Annotated in this window: 18 protein-coding genes; 15 read left to right on the top strand and 3 right to left on the bottom strand. The window is 41.1% G+C overall.

Annotated features, from left to right (window positions below):
• The first annotated feature begins 78 nt into the window (after positions 1–78).
• Both WAA86_RS03970 and WAA86_RS03965 read left to right on the top strand, forming a co-directional pair.
• Positions 79–747 carry a haloacid dehalogenase type II gene (locus WAA86_RS03970; protein WP_337299685.1) on the top strand — a complete coding sequence of 223 codons (669 nt, stop codon included), beginning with the start codon at positions 79–81 and terminating at the stop codon, positions 745–747.
• Between the two features lie 194 nt (positions 748–941).
• On the top strand, positions 942–2,498 hold the full coding sequence (locus WAA86_RS03965) for a DEAD/DEAH box helicase (protein WP_337299684.1): 1,557 nt from the start codon (positions 942–944) through the stop codon (positions 2,496–2,498).
• A 41-nt stretch (positions 2,499–2,539) separates the two neighbouring features.
• On the opposite strand, the gene rlmF is transcribed toward WAA86_RS03965, so the two are convergent.
• A complete protein-coding gene (gene rlmF / locus WAA86_RS03960; protein WP_337299683.1) occupies positions 2,540–3,394 on the bottom strand; it encodes a 23S rRNA (adenine(1618)-N(6))-methyltransferase RlmF in 855 nt (284 codons plus the stop codon).
• Positions 3,395–3,500: 106 nt separating this feature from the next.
• Between rlmF and WAA86_RS03955 the strand changes: the two genes are divergently transcribed.
• From WAA86_RS03955 to WAA86_RS03930, 6 genes are all read left to right on the top strand, one after another.
• Entirely contained in the window at positions 3,501–3,914 is a 414-nt protein-coding gene (locus WAA86_RS03955; protein ID WP_337299682.1) for a Fur family transcriptional regulator, read from the top strand.
• Positions 3,915–3,965: 51 nt separating this feature from the next.
• Positions 3,966–5,894, top strand: a complete 1,929-nt coding sequence (locus tag WAA86_RS03950) for a heavy metal translocating P-type ATPase (protein ID WP_337299681.1) — start codon at positions 3,966–3,968, stop codon at positions 5,892–5,894.
• A 97-nt stretch (positions 5,895–5,991) separates the two neighbouring features.
• Positions 5,992–6,324 carry an ArsR/SmtB family transcription factor gene (locus WAA86_RS03945; protein ID WP_337299680.1) on the top strand — a complete coding sequence of 111 codons (333 nt, stop codon included), beginning with the start codon at positions 5,992–5,994 and terminating at the stop codon, positions 6,322–6,324.
• A gap of 39 nt (positions 6,325–6,363) precedes the next feature.
• Entirely contained in the window at positions 6,364–6,990 is a 627-nt protein-coding gene (locus WAA86_RS03940) for an arsenate-mycothiol transferase ArsC (RefSeq protein WP_337299679.1), read from the top strand.
• A 2-nt stretch (positions 6,991–6,992) separates the two neighbouring features.
• A complete protein-coding gene (arsB, locus tag WAA86_RS03935) occupies positions 6,993–8,063 on the top strand; it encodes an ACR3 family arsenite efflux transporter (RefSeq protein WP_337299678.1) in 1,071 nt (356 codons plus the stop codon).
• A 37-nt stretch (positions 8,064–8,100) separates the two neighbouring features.
• A complete protein-coding gene (locus WAA86_RS03930) occupies positions 8,101–8,967 on the top strand; it encodes an acyl-CoA thioesterase (protein ID WP_337299677.1) in 867 nt (288 codons plus the stop codon).
• A gap of 57 nt (positions 8,968–9,024) precedes the next feature.
• Here WAA86_RS03930 and WAA86_RS03925 read toward each other — a convergent pair whose 3' ends face one another.
• Positions 9,025–9,690 (bottom strand): hypothetical protein, encoded by a 666-nt coding sequence (locus WAA86_RS03925; RefSeq protein WP_337299676.1) that lies wholly within the window; start codon positions 9,688–9,690, stop codon positions 9,025–9,027.
• Positions 9,691–9,800: 110 nt separating this feature from the next.
• Positions 9,801–11,909 carry a DNA helicase RecQ gene (recQ, locus tag WAA86_RS03920; protein ID WP_337299675.1) on the bottom strand — a complete coding sequence of 703 codons (2,109 nt, stop codon included), beginning with the start codon at positions 11,907–11,909 and terminating at the stop codon, positions 9,801–9,803.
• Positions 11,910–12,010: 101 nt separating this feature from the next.
• Here recQ and WAA86_RS03915 point away from each other — a divergent pair, with 101 nt between their 5' ends.
• The 7 genes from WAA86_RS03915 (at position 12,011) to WAA86_RS03885 (ending at position 18,505) form a co-directional block, all read left to right on the top strand.
• Positions 12,011–13,360: a DEAD/DEAH box helicase gene (locus WAA86_RS03915; RefSeq protein WP_337299674.1), complete on the top strand. Its 1,350-nt coding sequence runs from the start codon at positions 12,011–12,013 to the stop codon at positions 13,358–13,360.
• Between the two features lie 146 nt (positions 13,361–13,506).
• The gene (locus tag WAA86_RS03910) at positions 13,507–14,298 is read left to right on the top strand and encodes a hypothetical protein (RefSeq protein WP_337299673.1); all 792 of its coding nucleotides are present in this window, start codon (positions 13,507–13,509) and stop codon (positions 14,296–14,298) included.
• Positions 14,299–14,485: 187 nt separating this feature from the next.
• A complete protein-coding gene (locus WAA86_RS03905) occupies positions 14,486–15,184 on the top strand; it encodes a hypothetical protein (protein ID WP_337299672.1) in 699 nt (232 codons plus the stop codon).
• Between the two features lie 216 nt (positions 15,185–15,400).
• Positions 15,401–15,790 carry a GNAT family N-acetyltransferase gene (locus WAA86_RS03900; protein WP_337299671.1) on the top strand — a complete coding sequence of 130 codons (390 nt, stop codon included), beginning with the start codon at positions 15,401–15,403 and terminating at the stop codon, positions 15,788–15,790.
• A 39-nt stretch (positions 15,791–15,829) separates the two neighbouring features.
• Entirely contained in the window at positions 15,830–16,318 is a 489-nt protein-coding gene (locus WAA86_RS03895) for a GNAT family N-acetyltransferase (protein WP_337299670.1), read from the top strand.
• A gap of 177 nt (positions 16,319–16,495) precedes the next feature.
• A complete protein-coding gene (locus tag WAA86_RS03890; RefSeq protein WP_337299669.1) occupies positions 16,496–17,392 on the top strand; it encodes a DUF4382 domain-containing protein in 897 nt (298 codons plus the stop codon).
• A gap of 150 nt (positions 17,393–17,542) precedes the next feature.
• Positions 17,543–18,505, top strand: a complete 963-nt coding sequence (locus tag WAA86_RS03885) for an EamA family transporter (RefSeq protein WP_337299668.1) — start codon at positions 17,543–17,545, stop codon at positions 18,503–18,505.
• The last annotated feature ends 73 nt before the right edge of the window (positions 18,506–18,578 follow it).

Here is an 18,578-nt window from a genome sequence, read left to right as displayed (position 1 = left end):
TTTTAATGGGTATTGCCGTCCTTGGGTTTATTTATACTTTCATACCCCAATTGGAACATTAAAATTAACAATACGCCCATGCGCTCCAAACCGAGGTTGCTTATTTTCGATGTAAATGAAACTTTGTTGGATTTAAAACCGATTAAAGTGGCCATTAACCATACGCTGGCCAACGAGCTTGCCTTTGATAGTTGGTTCTCCTCCTTATTACATTATTCCTTGGTAGAATCTGTAAGTGGAAAATATCAAGATTTTGACAAAATAGGTGCCGCCACCCTTAAAATGACCGCTGAAAAGTTTGACAAACAAATTTCCGACGGTAAGATCAAGGATATTCTTGCCCTGATAAAAAAATTACCCCCACACCCCGATGTGATACAAGGGCTTACGCTACTGAGAAACAGCGGAATCAAAATGGTAGCTTTGACCAATGGCACACAGGATGTTGTTAAAGCCCAATTGGAGTTTGCAGAAATAGACCATTTTTTTGATGAAATATTTAGCGTGGAAAGCGTGAGATACTTCAAACCACATCCCGCTACCTATACCCATGTGGTAAAGGAGATGAAGGCTTCACCAATCTACACCATGCTCATTGCAGCCCACGGTTGGGACATTACAGGTGCCCAAAGAGCTGGACTGATGACTGGATTTATATCGAGGCCAGGAAAATTTCCCTATCCCCTGGCAGAGGATGCGGACATGACTGCCAGTAACATTCTTTCCATGGCCAAAATTTTGGTTTAGCTTCCTCATAATGGCAACTGGTCACCTTATGGGTTTTAGTTCAGGAGAAGAAAGATGCGGTCAAAAATAAATTGGATAAAGCCCTTAAATTTCAGGTTTAACTGCCTTTTCAAAAAACTTTAAGAAATTTTGGGACATAACATTTGACTTAAACGCTATAAAGGCCGTACTTTTGCGGGCTCTAAAGCGTACACATGTCTACAGTAAAAACCTCCGAAATAGAAGATAGAAAATCAGGAAAAGATCTTTATAGCTACCAAAAGGGAGCCATAGATAAAATTTTCAAATGTTTTGAGGAGGCGCCAGATGACTATCATTTGTTGTACCAATTGCCAACAGGGGGAGGTAAAACTGTTATCTTTTCTGAAATGGTACGCCAGTACCTGAAGCACCACGACAAAAGGGTTGCTGTTTTAACGCACCGCGTGGAATTGTGCAAGCAAACCTCCAATATGCTGACCGAATTTGGTGTGAAGAACAAGGTGGTGGACAGCAAGGCCAATCTGGACGATCAGGACGAATATAGCTGTTTTGTTGCTATGGTGGAAACCCTTAACAATAGGTTGAATGATGACAAATTGGATATCTCGGATATAGGTTTGGTTATTATTGATGAGGCCCATTACAACTCGTTTACCAAACTTTTCAAATTCTTCGAAAACTCTTTTATCTTGGGGGTTACCGCAACACCTTTAAGCTCTAATATTAAGCTTCCCATGAAAGACAATTACAATGAGTTGATCGTTGGGGAAACCATTGAAGCGTTGATAGAAAACGAGTTTTTGGCAAGGGCAGAAACATATTCCTATAATGTGGGACTTACGTCTTTGGAAATTGGATCCAATGGTGACTATACCGTGAAGTCTTCGGACGACCTGTATACCGGAACGGATATGCTCGGGAAGTTGATGCAGGCCTATGAAGAACGCTCCAAAGGCAAGAAAACGCTTATTTTCAACAACGGTATCAACACCTCCTTATTTGTATATGATACTTTTAGGCGCGCCGGATATCCGATAATGCACCTGGACAATACCGCTACAAAAAAGGAGCGAAAACAAATTCTAAAATGGTTCAAAGAGACACCGGATGCCATATTGACCTCCGTGAGTATCCTGACCACAGGATTTGATGAGCCCACCGTAGATACCATAATTCTGAACAGGGCGACAAAATCATTGGCACTTTACTACCAAATGATAGGTCGTGGATCCCGTATTTTGAATAATAAATCAACTTTTACCGTTATAGATTTAGGGAACAATTTCCATCGATTTGGTCCATGGGGAGCCGATTTGGATTGGCAAAAAATATTTCATTCTCCCAATTATTACTTGGACAACCTCTTGAATGACGAGGATATCGAAAGTAATTTTAGATATGAAATGCCAGAAGAACTTCGTGCTGAATTTTCGAAGTCCAAGGATGTCTATTTTGATATCAAGCAAACCTATATCGATTCCATTAACAATGGGGAATCTTCTAAAGTAGTATTGGAAAGGTCCATTGAACATCATGCCAAAATATGTGTGGAAAATAGTGAGGACGTTTATGACGCTTACGCCCTCGCAAAAATGTTGGGTGATGATATAGATCACAGGATACAACGTTATACCAAATGTATCAGCCGAAGTACCTACAACTTTGTAGATTGGCTCACCGATGACTATCGTAAAAAATTAAGGGCCTATTTAAGGGATAATTTTGATACCATGTTCGAAGAAATACATGGTAGACCTCCTGAAGAATAAGAACATTTTATCTGAAATTTTACTTTAATGGTATGCATGGCCTAGAATTTCCAGGCCACAAATCTGCTTTGTTTATTGCCCTGTTCCATGGGGACCGTGGTATGGTTGACTTTCATTTTCTCCAGTTGTTTGTAGATCTTGGGAAGGTTTTCCTTTTTAGAAACAAGGGTTGTAAACCAACCGACCTGATTCTTGAATTTTGAACTCTCTTTGATCATTCTTTTGATGAACAGCGCTTCGCCTCCATTGCACCATAACTCCTTGGCCTGTCCGCCAAAATTGAGCGAAAGTTCTTTGGTATGGTGAAGATTGCCCAATTTGCGCAACGTTCCTTTTTGCGCCTCTTTTCTTGAAGCATGGAAGGGAGGATTGCACATACTGAAGTGGTAGTATTCACCTTCTTTGATAATTCCCTCAAAAATATGGGCATTGTTGGATTGGTGGCGTATGCTTATTTTGTTTTGTAATTGAGGCGTAAAGGAAATATTCTTTAGAGCTGCATTTACCGCGGTAATTTCAATGTCCGCTCCAACCATTTGCCAACCGTATATTTGCGCCCCGAGAATGGGATAGATACAATTGGCGCCCACACCAATATCCAACCCAACTATACTTTCTTCGGCACTGTCTTTTGTCAAAAGATCGGCTAGGTGATGTATATAATCTGCCCTCCCTGGAATAGGTGGACAAAGATAATTGTCAGGAATTTGCCAATCTTTTACCCCATAGTGGAATTTGAGCAACGCCCTATTCAGGGCAACAACACCCTTGTTTACGGAAAAATCGATGGTCATATGACCAGATTTGTCGGTCAGGACATAATCCGACAACTCAGGGCTAATCTTTAGCAATGCCTTAAAATCGTAGGAAGAGGTATGAATATTATTTGGATGCAAAACGATAGAGGATCTGTGAAGGATAAAGATACGCCCATTTTACCTATTGACTAATACCCATGCCCTTAATCCTTTGTTTTAAAGAACTATTCTGTATTTTTAGGGTATGGAGGCATTGGAACAAAAATTAGCGAACAATAATATTAGAACCACCGCTATGCGCTTATTGGTGCTGCGCTTTCTTTCCGAAAAAAATGTTGCCATCAGCTTAAGTGATCTGGAAAATAAATTTGAAAAATCTGATAGGACAACCCTTTATCGCACCTTGCTCACTTTTGTAGACCATGGAATTGCGCACAAAATAGATGATGGTACCGGTGTTGCCAAATATGCCCTATGTGTCGATGGCTGCAATTGTGAAATAGACAATGACCTTCATGTTCATTTTCATTGCAACCATTGCAATGAAACCTTTTGTTTGCCCAAACATAAAATTCCATCATTGGATCTGCCGAACAATTTTATTTCCGAAGAAATTAATTTGGTTGTCAAGGGTATATGTCCAGAATGTACTTCATAAATGCAATTCCGTTGCACTGGGATAAGGGCTATTTTTGAAAAAAATAAGTCTATGAGCAATTCCTGTGAGCAATGTACCGGCGGTACAGAGCCTGCAAGTAATAAAAATCCGTCCAATACGATTTGGGACAAGGACTATGGCATCCCGGTTTTGTGCCTAATGCTTTTAATTTTTGGCATCGGGTTGCATTATTTTGAAGTTTCTTTCTTTTCTCCTGTAATTGCACTCCTATGGTTTGGCACTACCTATATAATTATTGGCGCACCCGTTCTGGGCAGATCGGCCAAGTTGATAGCACATGGCCATATCTACAACGAATTTGTTTTGATGTCCGTTGCCACCCTGGGTGCTTTTTTGATCGGCTCCTATGCAGAAGGGGTGGCAGTCATGTTATTTTATGTGGTAGGGGAGTTGTTCCAAGAATCAGCGGTAAAAAAGGCCAAAAGATCCATTGAGGCCCTCCTGAAAATCCAAGTAGAGGAAGCTACCGTGTTGGAAAATGGAAATTTGGTCACCTTGCATCCAAAAAAAGTGCAAATAGGACAAACCATTCTGGTAAGGCAGGGACAAAAAATTCCCCTGGATGGCATATTGCAATCCGAAAAAACGGATCTAAATACAGCTGCCCTAACCGGAGAGTCGCTTCCAGTATTCAAGCAAAAAGGGGAATTGGTATACGCAGGTTCAATCAATATTGGAAAACCTATTGAAATAAGGGTAACCCATCATTTTGAGGATACCAAATTATCCAAAATCCTTAAAATGGTGCAGGATGCCACAAGTAGAAAGGCGAAAACGCAACTTCTGATCAGTAGGTTGGCCAAGGTGTATACGCCCATTGTTTTTTGGTTGGCGGTAGCACTTGTGGTGCTTCCCTTAATTTTCTTGGGTTCAGACTATATCTTTGAGACCTGGTTTCAAAGAGCCCTCATATTTTTGGTGATTTCATGTCCTTGTGCCCTGGTCATATCCATTCCCTTGGGATATTTCGGAGGAATAGGAGCAGGGTCAAGGAACGGGATACTTTTTAAGGGATCCAATTTTTTGGATCTAATGTCCACTGTGGATACTGTGGTCATGGACAAAACAGGAACGTTGACCAAGGGTATGTTTGAAGTTCAGAACGTTCATGCAGTGGATATAGATAAAAAGTTATTGTTGGAACTGACTGCGATGTTGGAAGTCAACTCAACCCACCCCGTTGCCAAGGCGATTGTAGCCTATGCCAATATCCAAAAATCCACTTTTACAGCCTCCCATGTTGAGGAAATTTCAGGACATGGCCTCATAGGCAAAGTAGGGGAGTACACGGTCTTAGCGGGCAATGCAAAATTATTGGACAAATATAAAGTTCCCTATGATTCCAAAATTGACAGCAACGGACGGACCCTTGTATTGATCGCCTTAAACAATACCTATGCGGGTTACATTGAGGTTGCGGACGCTGTTAAGGAAGATGCCAAAGAAGCCGTTGAAGGCCTGTACAATCTTAAAATTAAAGAGGTTATTATGCTCTCAGGGGACCAGCAGGCCGTGGTGGACAAAATAGCCCAGACCTTGGGAATCAAGGTGGCTATTGGGAGCCTTTTGCCGGAAGAAAAGTTATCCCAGGTTGCGAAATTGAAAAACCAGGGCAGGGTAGTTGCCTTTGTTGGAGATGGGATCAATGATGCCCCAGTTATTGCCATGGCTGATGTAGGTATAGCCATGGGAGGCTTGGGAAGTGACGCAGCCGTAGAAACGGCCGATATTGTCATACAGACCGATCAACCTTCCAAAGTAGCAACTGCCATTAAGATAAGTCATGTAACCAAAGAAATCATCTGGCAAAATATTACTTTGGCCCTGGGTATTAAGATTCTTGTATTGCTTTTGGGGGCGCTTGGCATGGCCACTATGTGGCAAGCGGTAATAGCAGATGTGGGCGTGGCCTTACTCGCCATACTAAATGCGGTTCGCATCCAACATCTTAAATTTTAATGAAATTGACTAACGCAGGATGTTTACAATAATTTAATAGTATTTATTGCTTCCTCAAATCTTTTAATCGTAATATTGCAATAAACATATACAATACATGGGACTTACCAAATCAGAGATTTTTAACGAGCAACAAAACAAGATAGCCACCTTGGCCAAAGCCCTTGCCCACCCAGCCAGAATAGCCATTTTGCAACACCTTTTTAAAACAGACACCTGTATATGTGGCGAACTTGTCAGTGAAATTGGATTGGCCCAACCAACTATTTCCCAGCACTTAAAAGAGCTAAAAAACCTTGGCCTGATCAAAGGGAATATCGAAGGAACCAGCGTATGCTACTGCATAGACCAAAAGGTTTGGGAGGAAACAACGGTTCTATTTTCCAATTTTTTCGACCAGGAATTAAATTCCTACAACGGTTGTTGCTAAATTTTCAATTTAATAATCCATTATATTTTATAAGCACCTATGAAGCAAAACGAAACTTATGCCAATATTCATAAGACCATCCATTCCCTATCCTTGGAGACCATACCAAAAGATAGATTGACCATCCTACAACCCTTGATCAATTACATTCAATCCAAGGTAAAAAACCAAGAAATCATCAATTTGAATTTTATATGTACCCACAATTCCCGTAGAAGTCATCTATCTCAAGTGTGGGCACAAACAGCCGCGCTATATTATGGCATAGATAACGTTTTCTGTTATTCTGGTGGTACAGAGGCCACCGCATTATTTCCAATGGCCGCAAGTACTTTAAGCGACCATGGTTTTGAAATATCCGTCCTTTCCCAACAACCCAACCCTGTGTACAGTATAAAATGTGGGCCAAATTTCCATCCCATCATAGCATTTTCAAAGACCTATGATGCTGCCTTTAATCCCCAAGCCAATTTTGCGGCCATTATGACCTGTTCCCAGGCAGATGCGGGCTGTCCCTTTATTCCTGGCGCAGAAAAGCGCATCCCGATTACCTATGATGACCCCAAGGCCTTTGATGGAACGCCACAACAGGCCGCAAAATATAAGGAACGCAGCCTACAGATAGCTACAGAATTGAAGTACGTATTTTCCCAAATAAATGCCTGATCATGACAAAAATTAAAAAGAAACTAAACTTCTTGGACAATTTTCTTACCATGTGGATATTTCTGGCCATGGGCCTTGGGGTGGCACTGGGCTATTTTATTCCGGCTTTGCCCGGGATCATCAATTCTTTTGGGGATGGATCCACTAATATGACCATAGCGGTTGGACTTATTGTAATGATGTACCCACCCTTGGCTAAGGTCAATTATGCACTGCTGCCCAAAGTATTCAAAAATGTCAAGATTCTTTCCATTTCTTTGATTCTCAATTGGATAGTCGGTCCTATTTTGATGTTTGCACTGGCCTTAACTTTTCTTCAGGACTATCCGGAATATATGGTTGGACTAATATTAATTGGGCTTGCCAGATGCATAGCCATGGTACTGGTGTGGAATGACCTTGCCGAAGGGAGCAGTGAATACGGAGCGGGACTTGTTGCCCTAAACAGCATATTCCAAGTATTTGCCTATAGTTTTTACGCCTGGCTTTTTATCACCGTTTTGCCACCTTATTTCGGTTTTGAAGGCGCCATAGTGGATATATCCATTGGTACCATAGCTGAGAGTGTGGCTATTTATCTGGGAATCCCCTTTTTAGCTGGAATTTTGAGCAGATTGATTTTTGTACGCCTCATGGGGGAGGAGTGGTACACTACCCGTTATATCCCATTTATCTCACCTTTGACACTTATCGCATTGTTATTTACCATTGTAATCATGTTCTCATTAAAAGGACAGCTGATCGTGGAGATCCCCATGGACGTGGTAATCATAGCGGTTCCTTTATTGGTCTATTTTGCCATGATGTTTGTGATCGGTTTCTTTTTTAGCAAGGCCATGGGCGCCAGTTACGACAAAAATGCCGCAATTTCATTCACCGCGGCAGGCAACAACTTTGAACTGGCCATTGCTGTGGCCATTGGCGTTTTTGGGATCAATTCCGGACAGGCATTCGCAGGTGTTATCGGTCCCTTGGTTGAAGTTCCCGCATTGATACTTTTGGTACGTGTAGCTTATTGGTTGAGGAAAAAGTATTACCCTAATTATGGTATTGGAAATGCTACCAAAATTTAAATCTTTATATATTTAAGGCTTTCTTAGACCACATTGCATGAATTCAGCAAAAGAATTACTCCAAATATTAGAACTCACCGAAGTAGGTCCCCATCAATTTGAAGGGGAAAGCAAGACCATTGGCAGCCCCAACGTGTTTGGGGGACAGGTTCTGGCCCAAGCTTTGAACGCAGCTTATAGAACCATTACCAATAACCGCATTTTACATTCCCTTCATTCCTATTTTCTGGAAGCGGGAAACTTGGAATTGCCCATTAGATATGAGGTCAGCATTATCAGGGATGGGGGCAGCTTTTCTACAAGAAGGGTAACAGCGCTCCAACAGGATAAGATCATTTTTATCCTTTCGGCATCCTTTCATAAAATAGAGGAAGGGCACGACCATCAAATACCCATGAAAACCGATGTTAAACCACCAGAAGATCTATTGAGCTGGGAAGAACTATTGGAACAATATGGGAAATTGATGCCCAAGAACAGAAGGGAATTTTTGGAGATAGAAAGGCCAATTGATTTTAAGCCCACCGTTATTGCCAATCCCATGGATAGAAAGGATTTGCCTCCCTACAATGATATCTGGTTTAAACTCAAAGGAAATATCAATGGGTTGGAGTTACCTGTAAAACAACAGATCCTAACCTATATTTCGGATTATAATATCCTTTTGACAGCCATTCTCCCCAATGCCAGTAAGGCACATTACGGCAACTTGCAAATGGCAAGTTTGGACCACTCCATGTGGTTCTTTAGGGAGTTCGATTTTAATGAATGGATGTTGTTCTCCATAGACTCCCCAAGTGCCAACAATGCACGTGGATTTTCCAGAGGCAATATTTATTCCAGGGATGGTAAACTGATTGCCTCGGTTGCACAGGAAGGCTTGTTGCGACCATTAAAAAAGTAAGGAAATGATTTAAGATCTGTTTTTTTGATGGATTTTCCTTCTGAAGAACCCCTAAAATTACGGAGACTCCCGGGGTTGTTCTATTTTCTTGGGTTTTCGCATTTTTCTATACAGAGAAATATCCAATAGGGAAAACCAGCCTATAAAACTGACAAAGGTAATTTTTTGGATAGCTGGTAGAACAGTGATCAGGATGCCGGATTCATAGATATAGAAATTCAATAGAAAAATGGCCAAACAAAAGACTCCCAAAGCAAAAAGCTCTTGATATCCCTCCCTAAAAAGTGCGACTATGGTAATGATCATGGCCAACATTCCCATCAGTCCTGCGATATAAACTACCAAGTCATGTGAATTGGACGATAAAAATAAGGTGATGATCATTGCTGAAATCCCTGTAAATCTGATAACTGAAAGATATATCCCTTTCCTTTTAAAAAGTTTGGGTATGTAATACCATAAAACGGTGAGGCATGAACACAATAGAAAAAGTGCAATACGGGCCAGGCCCTTGGAAGGATTTGGATCGCCATTTAAAGTGGTACTGTCCAACAGGTCGCACAAATAGTTGTTCAAAAAACTAAAGCCTTCCGCTGTTGGGGCAAAATGTGATCCCCCCGGGTACACAAAGGCGGCCTTGAAATAGAAGAATACAAACAATAGCATCCCCAAAAGTGGAATCAATAGACCGATGGGCTTTCTATATGTGGTACTCCCATTCATTTTATGTTGTTTAATCCGTATACCTATGCCAATCTATAAGGTAGGATTTTGGAAACAATAATGAAATGACATATGTCAACCCCATCCATTGGATGCTGCATTGATTTGGCCTAGCTCTTTTCCTTCTCCAAAATTGTGAGTGCCAAACGTATTTTGGAATACTCCATCTTTTCCCTAAAATGCTCGAAATAGGGTTTAAGTCCTTCAGGGGATTTTAATTCCGATTTTGCTCTTTTTACAGAATCTACCTCTTCCCTGGAGACAAATTGGTACATATCAATATCTTTTCCCTCACTGTACAATTTGGACAAATGGGAAAAGACTGTGGGTGCCTTTAAATCTCGTGCTTCGGCAATGGCGTCAATAGACATCCCCTTTTTGTACATCTCGTAAGTTACCTTGACAGTATTTGATTTCTTGGGTTTCTTTTTTTTCTCCGCCATAAAGGCATTGATTTCCGCAATGAATTCATCGCCATAGACCTCCATTTTCCGTTGTCCCACACCACTGATCTGTCTAAATTCAGCTTCGCTCGTAGGGCGTTCAGTCTCTATTTCCTTCAATATGGCATCACTAAAAATCAAGTATGCCGGTATGTTCTCTTCCAATGATATTTTTAGGCGCAACAAGCGCAACCTTTCAAACAGGGTATTGGTCTTTTTGGCCTTTTTCGCCTTTTCTTGCTGCTGCTCCTGTAATTCAGCCCTATCTATGGGCTTTGTCATTTGAACCTGCTGCCCATTGAAAAGCACCTCCTTGGAAAAATGGGTGAGTTGCAATGCGTTGTGCTTATGGAAGGCGATCTCACAGTAGCCCTGGTCTATCAGTTGAATCATATAATGTTGCCAATCCTTCCAGGAAATATCTTGCCCGATCCCGTAGGAGGGGAGTTGGTCATATTGTTTGTCCAAAACGGTGGCATTTTTAGCACCTCTGAGCACATCGATAATGACCCCCATAGGTTCTGACTGTCTTAATCGGGTAATTACGGACAAGGCTTTTTGGGCTATGACCGTTCCGTTGAAAAATTGGGGCGGGTTTTTACATACATCACAGTTCCCACAATTGTCTGCCAAGAGTTCCCCAAAATAACTGAGCAAAATTTTCCGCCTACAACTTGTGGCCTCAGCAAATTGTTTCATGCGCTCCAATTTTGCAATTTGAAGTTGCTCATTGGACGTACCGTCAATAAATCGCCTTAATTGCAACACATCTGCGTAGCTATGGAACAAAAGTGCCTTGGCCTTGGTACCGTCCCTTCCGGCCCTTCCTATTTCCTGATAGTACCCCTCTAAATTTTTGGGCATGTTGTAGTGGATCACCCAGCGCACGTTAGACTTATCTATGCCCATACCAAAGGCTACTGTGGCACAGACCACTTGGGTCTTATCAAATATAAAATCTTCCTGTACTTTGGTGCGCTCTTCAAAATTCAAGCCTGCATGGTAAGCATGGGCATCTATCCCTTTACTTTGCAACCGATCCTTCAATTGTTCGGTAGATTTACGACTCAAACAATAAATAATCCCCGACTGATTTGGCCGCTGACCTATAAAGTCAATGATCTGGTTTACCCTATCATTGGCCGGCCGCACTTCCAGCCCAATGTTCTTGCGGTCAAATGACGTAATAAATTGTTTGGCACTCGGGATATGCAACTGGTCCATAATATCCTGACGGGTTGCCTTGTCTGCGGTTGCCGTCAATGCAATAACAGGAGTTTTGGGCAATGTCCGCTTTAAGAAGGACAATTGTTGGTAAGATGGCCTAAAATCATGCCCCCAGGAAGAAATGCAATGGGCCTCGTCTATGGCAACACAACTGATGTACTGTTCTTTTAATATGTTTTCCAATGCCCCTAGGCTCTCTGGGGCCACATAGAGCAATTTCAATTTGGCAGTGGCCACTTTTTCCAATATCTGTTGTTGTTCCTCTGCTGCCTGACTACTGTTAAAATACTCGGCCTCGATGCCATTGGCCCTCAATCCATCTACCTGGTCCTTCATAAGGGCTATCAGAGGTGAAATGACCAGCGTAATTCCCGGGAACATTAGCGCAGGCAACTGAAAACAGATAGATTTACCCCCTCCTGTGGGCATGATTACCAAACAATCCTCTTGGTCCAGAACGGCCTTGACTATTTCTTCCTGTTGATTGCGGAAACTATCAAATCCGAAGTATTTTTTTAGGGTTGGAATAAGGGTAGTGGAATCGGTCAAGGGACTTTTTTAAAAAATTGTTCTGCAAAATAAAACTAATTCCAATCCTTAGAAAAATAGAATGGCACAGAATACGCTACCTTTGCACAAAATTATTGCCCATGAGTACTTTCGAGAATTTCAATATATCCAAGCAACTGCATTATGCCATTGAGGATTTGGGGTTTGATTCCCCGACCCCGATACAAGAAGGCGCATTTTCCGTTATACTATCGGGTAAGGATATGGTGGGCATCGCCCAGACCGGTACCGGGAAGACCTTTGCCTATATGTTGCCCTTATTGCAGGACCTTAAGTTCTCAAAACAGACCAATCCTAGAATATTGGTCATGGTCCCTACCCGGGAATTGGTAGTGCAGGTTGTGGAACAAATCGAAAGTTTTGCCAAATACCTATCCGTAAGGGTAGTTGGTGTCTACGGGGGTGTCAATATGAACTCCCAGGCCCAGGCCGTGTCCCAAGGGGCCGATATTGTAGTGGCCACCCCCGGGAGGTTGTACGATTTGGTTCTCAGTAGGGCCCTACAGCTGAAAGCCGTAAAAAAACTGGTCATTGACGAGGTAGATGTAATGCTCGATCTGGGCTTTAGGTTCCAATTGATCAATATTTTTGAACTATTGCCGGAGCGACGTCAAAATATCATGTTCTCGGCTACCATGACCGACGACGTTGAAGCTTTGATCAATGATTTTTTTGTCATACCTACCAAGATATCCATTGCTGTCAGCGGGACACCATTGGAAAATATTTCACAACAGGTATATGCTGTACCCAATTTTTACACGAAAATAAACCTGTTGAACTACCTTTTACGGGACAAACAGGAATTTAATAAGGTGTTGATCTTTGTTTCCAATAAAAGAAGTGCCGATAAAGTATTTGAGTTGTTGGAAGAGCGCTATGCAGAAGAATCTTGCGTAATACATTCGAATAAAACACAAAATTACCGCTTGCGATCTATCAACCAATTTGATGAAGGAAAAAATAGAATCCTCGTTGCCACGGACGTTATGGCAAGGGGGTTGGATCTGGACAAAATCTCCCATGTCATCAATTTTGACACTCCAAATTATCCCGAAAACTATATGCACCGCATCGGGAGAACGGGTAGGGCCGAGGAACTTGGAAAATCCATACTTTTCTATACAGAAAAGGAGGCCCCGTACAAAGAGGCCATCGAAAACCTAATGGACTATAAAATACCTGTGGTAGAATTACCCGAAGAGGTTGTTATTTCAGAAGAATTGTTACCGGAGGAACGACCTAAGGTCATTGAGGCCAACAATCCCGAGGAGCGTTCGGAGGATGCCGGATCTGGTTTTCATGAAAAAAGTGAAAAGAACAAGAAAACCAATCAAGGGGGATCCTACAAGAGAATTATAGCCCAAAAATACAAGAAACCCAAAACCAGGGGCGATAAGAACTACAACAGGCGCAACAAAAGAAAATAAGAATTTATAGTACTGTCTTTAGGTAATTTTTTAGCTATTGGTTCCATTATTTTTTAAAAATGTTTGTCGTTCATCGTTTTAATCAATTGATTTACACTATAAGTAGGTCGTCTTCGTTAACTACGTATAAACCTAAAATAAACAAGATGACAAGTAGATTTAAAAAGGGACTTTTCCTATTGACGGGTATTGCCGTTTTGGCCAGTTGTAGCAAAGAGGATTCCTCTGAATCTCCGAATGGGGAATTATCACAGACAGAGGTAAAAACTGTTCTTGAAGCAGATGACCTGTCCGGAATTGCAGATGATATTGTTGCCGAAGCCTATATGGACAATTCCAGCTCTGGGAAGTCAGCAAAAGGAACTACAGATTGTTATGTGGCCGTCTACAATGAAAATGGTTTTACCATGACTTTTGAAAACTGTAATATCCGCAACCACCAGAATGTGAATGGTACCTTGAATGTGGTATACACCGGACAAGGTGAGAACGCCTCTTTTTTGGTAACCTATGACAATTTTTCCGTAGGGAACATTGAGTTCAATGGTACCAGAAGTTTTACCATGGAAATGGGTCCTAACCAAAATTCTGTGGCCTATAATGTAACCAGTAATTTAACCATTACCAAGGCCAACGGTGACATCCTTGAAGTAGAAGGATCTAAAGGTGTCCTTTTGACCTTTGGCCAAACATTGGAGGAAATTACTTTTAGCATTACCGGAAAATGGTCCGTAAATGAGGGTGAAAACAAATACAGTTTAGAGGTAATGAGTCCGCTGGTAGGAAATCTGGCCTGCGAATTCTTGACCGAAGGTGTTTTACAAGTCAACAAAAATGGATTGGTCGTTTCCATCGATTGGGGTGAAGGAGAATGTGATGATCGGGCTACCTTGATATATCCCAATGATGTCCGCGAAGATTTTACACTTCGCGATTAATTGGAATATCAGCTAAACAAACTAAAGATCCCTTGTTGTACACAACAGGGGATCTTTTAATTTGTACAAGATCCTCAATTAGTCAGAGAAAAGGTGTATTTCATCCAAAATGAACAATCATCGTTAAACCTTTTTTACCTTAAACCATCCTAAACCCAAAGCATATCAATAACCAAAACTTACCATCATGAGCAATTTTAAAACATTTATTACAGGAATTTTAATAATGGGATCTACTGTATTAACAGCCCAGAATGTAAAAGAAGCCCTCCAAGACCATCAACAGATCCATGTGGACAAATCCACTTTGGCCAGGGACGAAGCAGAAATAGAAGCTTTTGAGATGCATGGCAATAGTCTAAAATTGGCTATTTCTTCTAGGGATATACCAAACGCCAAGAAACACCACGCTGTGCTTTTAAATAGCATGTCCAGGGAAATAAACCAAACCGAGGTCAAAATTTCAAGGGCAAAACGAGAGGTAGTTCAGAGTTCCCAAGAAATTGCAACAGACCGAAGGGAAAACAGGCGCAACAGAAGACAGTATGTAGGCTCCAAGGATGACCATAGGGATATCGCTCGGGATAGACGGGACATGAGGGACGACAAAAGGGACAAAAAAGATGACGTGCTGGACCTCAAAGAACTGGAAGCAAGATTGGTCCACCAAAAATCATTGTTCCAAAGCCTTCAAAACGTTGCATTTTCAGATTTGAACAAGGTAATCAAGCTTGAACTGCACAAAAATATCATTCAAAAATTTTTCTTGACCATGAAGGCTGATCTTGCCGAGACCAAGGAGGAACTGCGGGAAGACAAGCGGGAATTAAGTGAGGACCGAAGGGAACGACGGGATGACAGAAGGGAACGAAGGGAAAAATACTAATCGCTTCCTATCGAAGATCAACGATACCCTTACATTACGAATTTGTAGAGATAAGCGAATTAGCTATCTTCGGTAGGTAAGATAACTATTTTGCTGCCAATAAAGATTGTCAATAGTACCAAGGCCGATATACCTGAAATCTTTAGGTTGTATCGGCTTGCTGTTGCTTATCAAAAAACAAAAAAATGTACGGAGTGGCCCGAATTTTCGATGGAAATGATAGCCAGGGAAATATCTGAAAACAGGCAATGGAAGTTGATCATAGACCAAAAGGTGGCCTGCATTTGGGCAGTAACGTTCAAGGATCCCGAAATTTGGCAAGAAAAGGACAGGGACAATGCCCTTTATATTCATAGAATAGCCACCAATCCAGAGTTTAGGGGAAACCAACTGGTGCAGTACATTGTATCATGGGCCAAAGGGTATGCCCTTGATAACCACCTGGATTATGTACGAATGGATACGGTGGGTGAGAATTTTGGCCTTATTTCATACTACCAGAAATGTGGGTTCAAATTTTTAGGGCTATCCAAATTGAAAGACACAAAGTCCCTTCCCAAACATTACCACAATGCCACGGTAAGTTTGTTTCAGATTACATTATAATTTACACTAAATTGTTTCTTTATTTTAAAGCACGCAAAGGTGGATTTACTGATACGCAAGGCAAAGGTCGAAGACCAGGATGCCATCTGGGACATTATAAAAAATGTAATAAAAACTGGGAACAGTTATGTATTCTATCCCGACTCCAGCAGGGAAAAAATGATTAATTACTGGTGCCCGAAAGATAAGCATACCTTTGTGGCCTTATTGGACCATAAAATAATGGGTACCTTCCTGATCAAGGACAATATTCCCGACAATGGCTCCCATGTGGCCAACGCATCCTTTATGACACACCCAGATGCTCATGGCAAAGGAATTGGGTATACTATGGGACTTTATTCTTTGGAAGAAGCCAGAAGATTGGGCTATAGGGCCATGCAGTTCAATATGGTCATCAAAAGCAATGAACCCGCAGTGAAATTATGGACCAAACTTGGGTTTCAGATTATTGGAGAAATACCTGAGGCTTTCAATCATCCCATCAACGGGTATACCAACGCTTATGTGATGTATCAAAAACTATAAGTATCCTGAATTAAGTTAACTATACCGGGCATTTTTAAAATTCCAAAAAAATTAGGGAAAAGCTGCAGTTCATCGAAAATATCAAAAAAACCTCCCTTACTAGTTCCCTCTGTACATCCTTTTAAGCCCTTACCTACGTAAATAAGAAAGTTAGTTGAACCCCAATTAAAATCTGAAATGATGAAAATTAAATCTATTTACCTTTTATTCTTAGGCCTATCATTGGCATTTTTAAGCTGTAGTACCGATAATAACAAAGAAAACGAATTTGGTAGGATTGCCATACAACTTACAGATGCTCCTTTTCCCCACGATCTAGTCGCGGAAGCAAATGTGACCATTTTTAAAATTGAAGCCAGGTCCAAAGGTGAAGGTACGGATGAAAATAATGCCCCCTATCTTCTGTTAATGGAGGAGGAAATGGAAGTGAATCTTTTAGACCTTACCAATGGAATCACTACAACTTTGGTGGATACCGAAGTTCCTGTTGGATCTTATGACCAATTTAGAGTCTATGTTAAAGGTATTAATATTGTACTTACGGACGGTACCGTATATGATTTAAAGGTGCCTAGCGGGGCGTCTTCTGGGATAAAGGTCTTTGTAGAGCCTAACATTGTTGTTGATGGTGGACTTACTGCAGACCTGCTTTTAGATTTCGATGTGAGCAAATCGTTTGTGGCCAAAGGAAACAGAAAAGTTGAAGGAGGCATCACAGGTTTTAATTTTAATCCTGTTATCAAAGCTTCAAATTTATCAACTACAGGAACTTTGACGGGAATGATTACTACGGATAACGGAGGTGAAATAATTCCGTTGGAAGGTGCCCAAGTATCCATTTTCCCTGAAGGTTCTGATTTCTCTGCGGATGCTTCAATTATAGCTACTTTTTCTGATGAAACCGGAATGTATACCATATTAGGCTTAGAAGCTGGGACATATGATGTGGTTGTTGAATTGGAAGTTCAAACGGATACTGAGATGGTTGTATATAAAACCGTTACAGCTTATAGTGTTGTTATAGTGGCTGCCAATAAAACCACTGAAGATTTTAAACTTGAAGTGATGGAATAACCATTAAATAAGCTTTATAAAAAAGGGAGCAATTAATTTTGCTTCCTTTTTTATTTTCTAAATATTTAATTAACTCCACCATCTAATTATTTTATTTCAAGATATTTGCAGACCCGATACGGGAAAGCCAATTACAGAAGGAATATAACAATGATCAAGAACATTTTTAAAGCTAGGCCAAATACAGCGATTATTATTGTTCTTGCATTTTTTTCCATCTATGTATTTTGGGGGAGTACCTATCTCTTGAACAAGATCGCCGTAACTGAACTCCCACCATTAATGTTGGCCGCTATACGGTTTATTACCGCCGGAACACTCATTTTTATCATAGCCAAGTTGTTGGGTCTTCCATTGACCATTACCAGACCTCAGATCAAAAACTGCATCATATCAGGATTTTTGTTCCTAACCTACGGGAATGGGGTGGTGGTTTGGGCACTGAAATATGTAGATAGCGGGTTTGCCGCCCTTGAAGCTTCCACCCAGCCCTTGATCATCTTGCTTCTGATGCGATTTTTCCAGGGCAAAAAAATCAGGATCATGTCGGTAGTTGGGATAGTCCTTGGCTTTATTGGGATTTATCTATTGGTGAGTCAACAGCAGTTGAGTACCCAGGAAGGTAGTACTTTGGGGATCATTATGATCTTTACCTGTATCTTGAGTTGGAGTATCGGTAGCCTCTTTGTTGCGAAGGCCGATTTGCCACCCAATTATTTTATCAATACGGGATATCAAATGCTTTTTGGGGGTATCATGTTGTCCATTTCAAGCGTTGCCGTTGGTGAAACATGGATATCGCCGCTAAATTGGAGTTTTAAGGTACAGGCCTCCATAATTGGACTCATATTATTTGGAAGTATTGCTGCCTTTACCTCCTTTAATTATCTATTAAAAGTGGTATCTACCGAAAAGGTAGCCACCTCTGCCTATGTCAACCCAATCATTGCCATGCTTTTGGGATGGTACTTTTTGGAAGAACAGATTACCCTACAGTCCGTTTTAGCTGCCGCTATTCTATTGACAGGGGTGTACTTCATCAATTCAAAAAAGAAGGTGCTGATTTTTTCCAGATTCTCAGGAAGAATGGGGCGCATGTTGGATGATACCTAATGGTCTGGTCGTTCCAGAAGTACAGATGATTTTCTTAATTCTTTTATAAGATTGGTGCAAAAAAGTACTTTTT

This window comes from Sediminicola sp. 1XM1-17 (assembly GCF_037203765.1).
Classification (GTDB): domain Bacteria; phylum Bacteroidota; class Bacteroidia; order Flavobacteriales; family Flavobacteriaceae; genus Sediminicola.
Note: the sequence above shows the minus strand (reverse complement) of the source record. Positions and strands in the feature narration are given on the sequence as shown.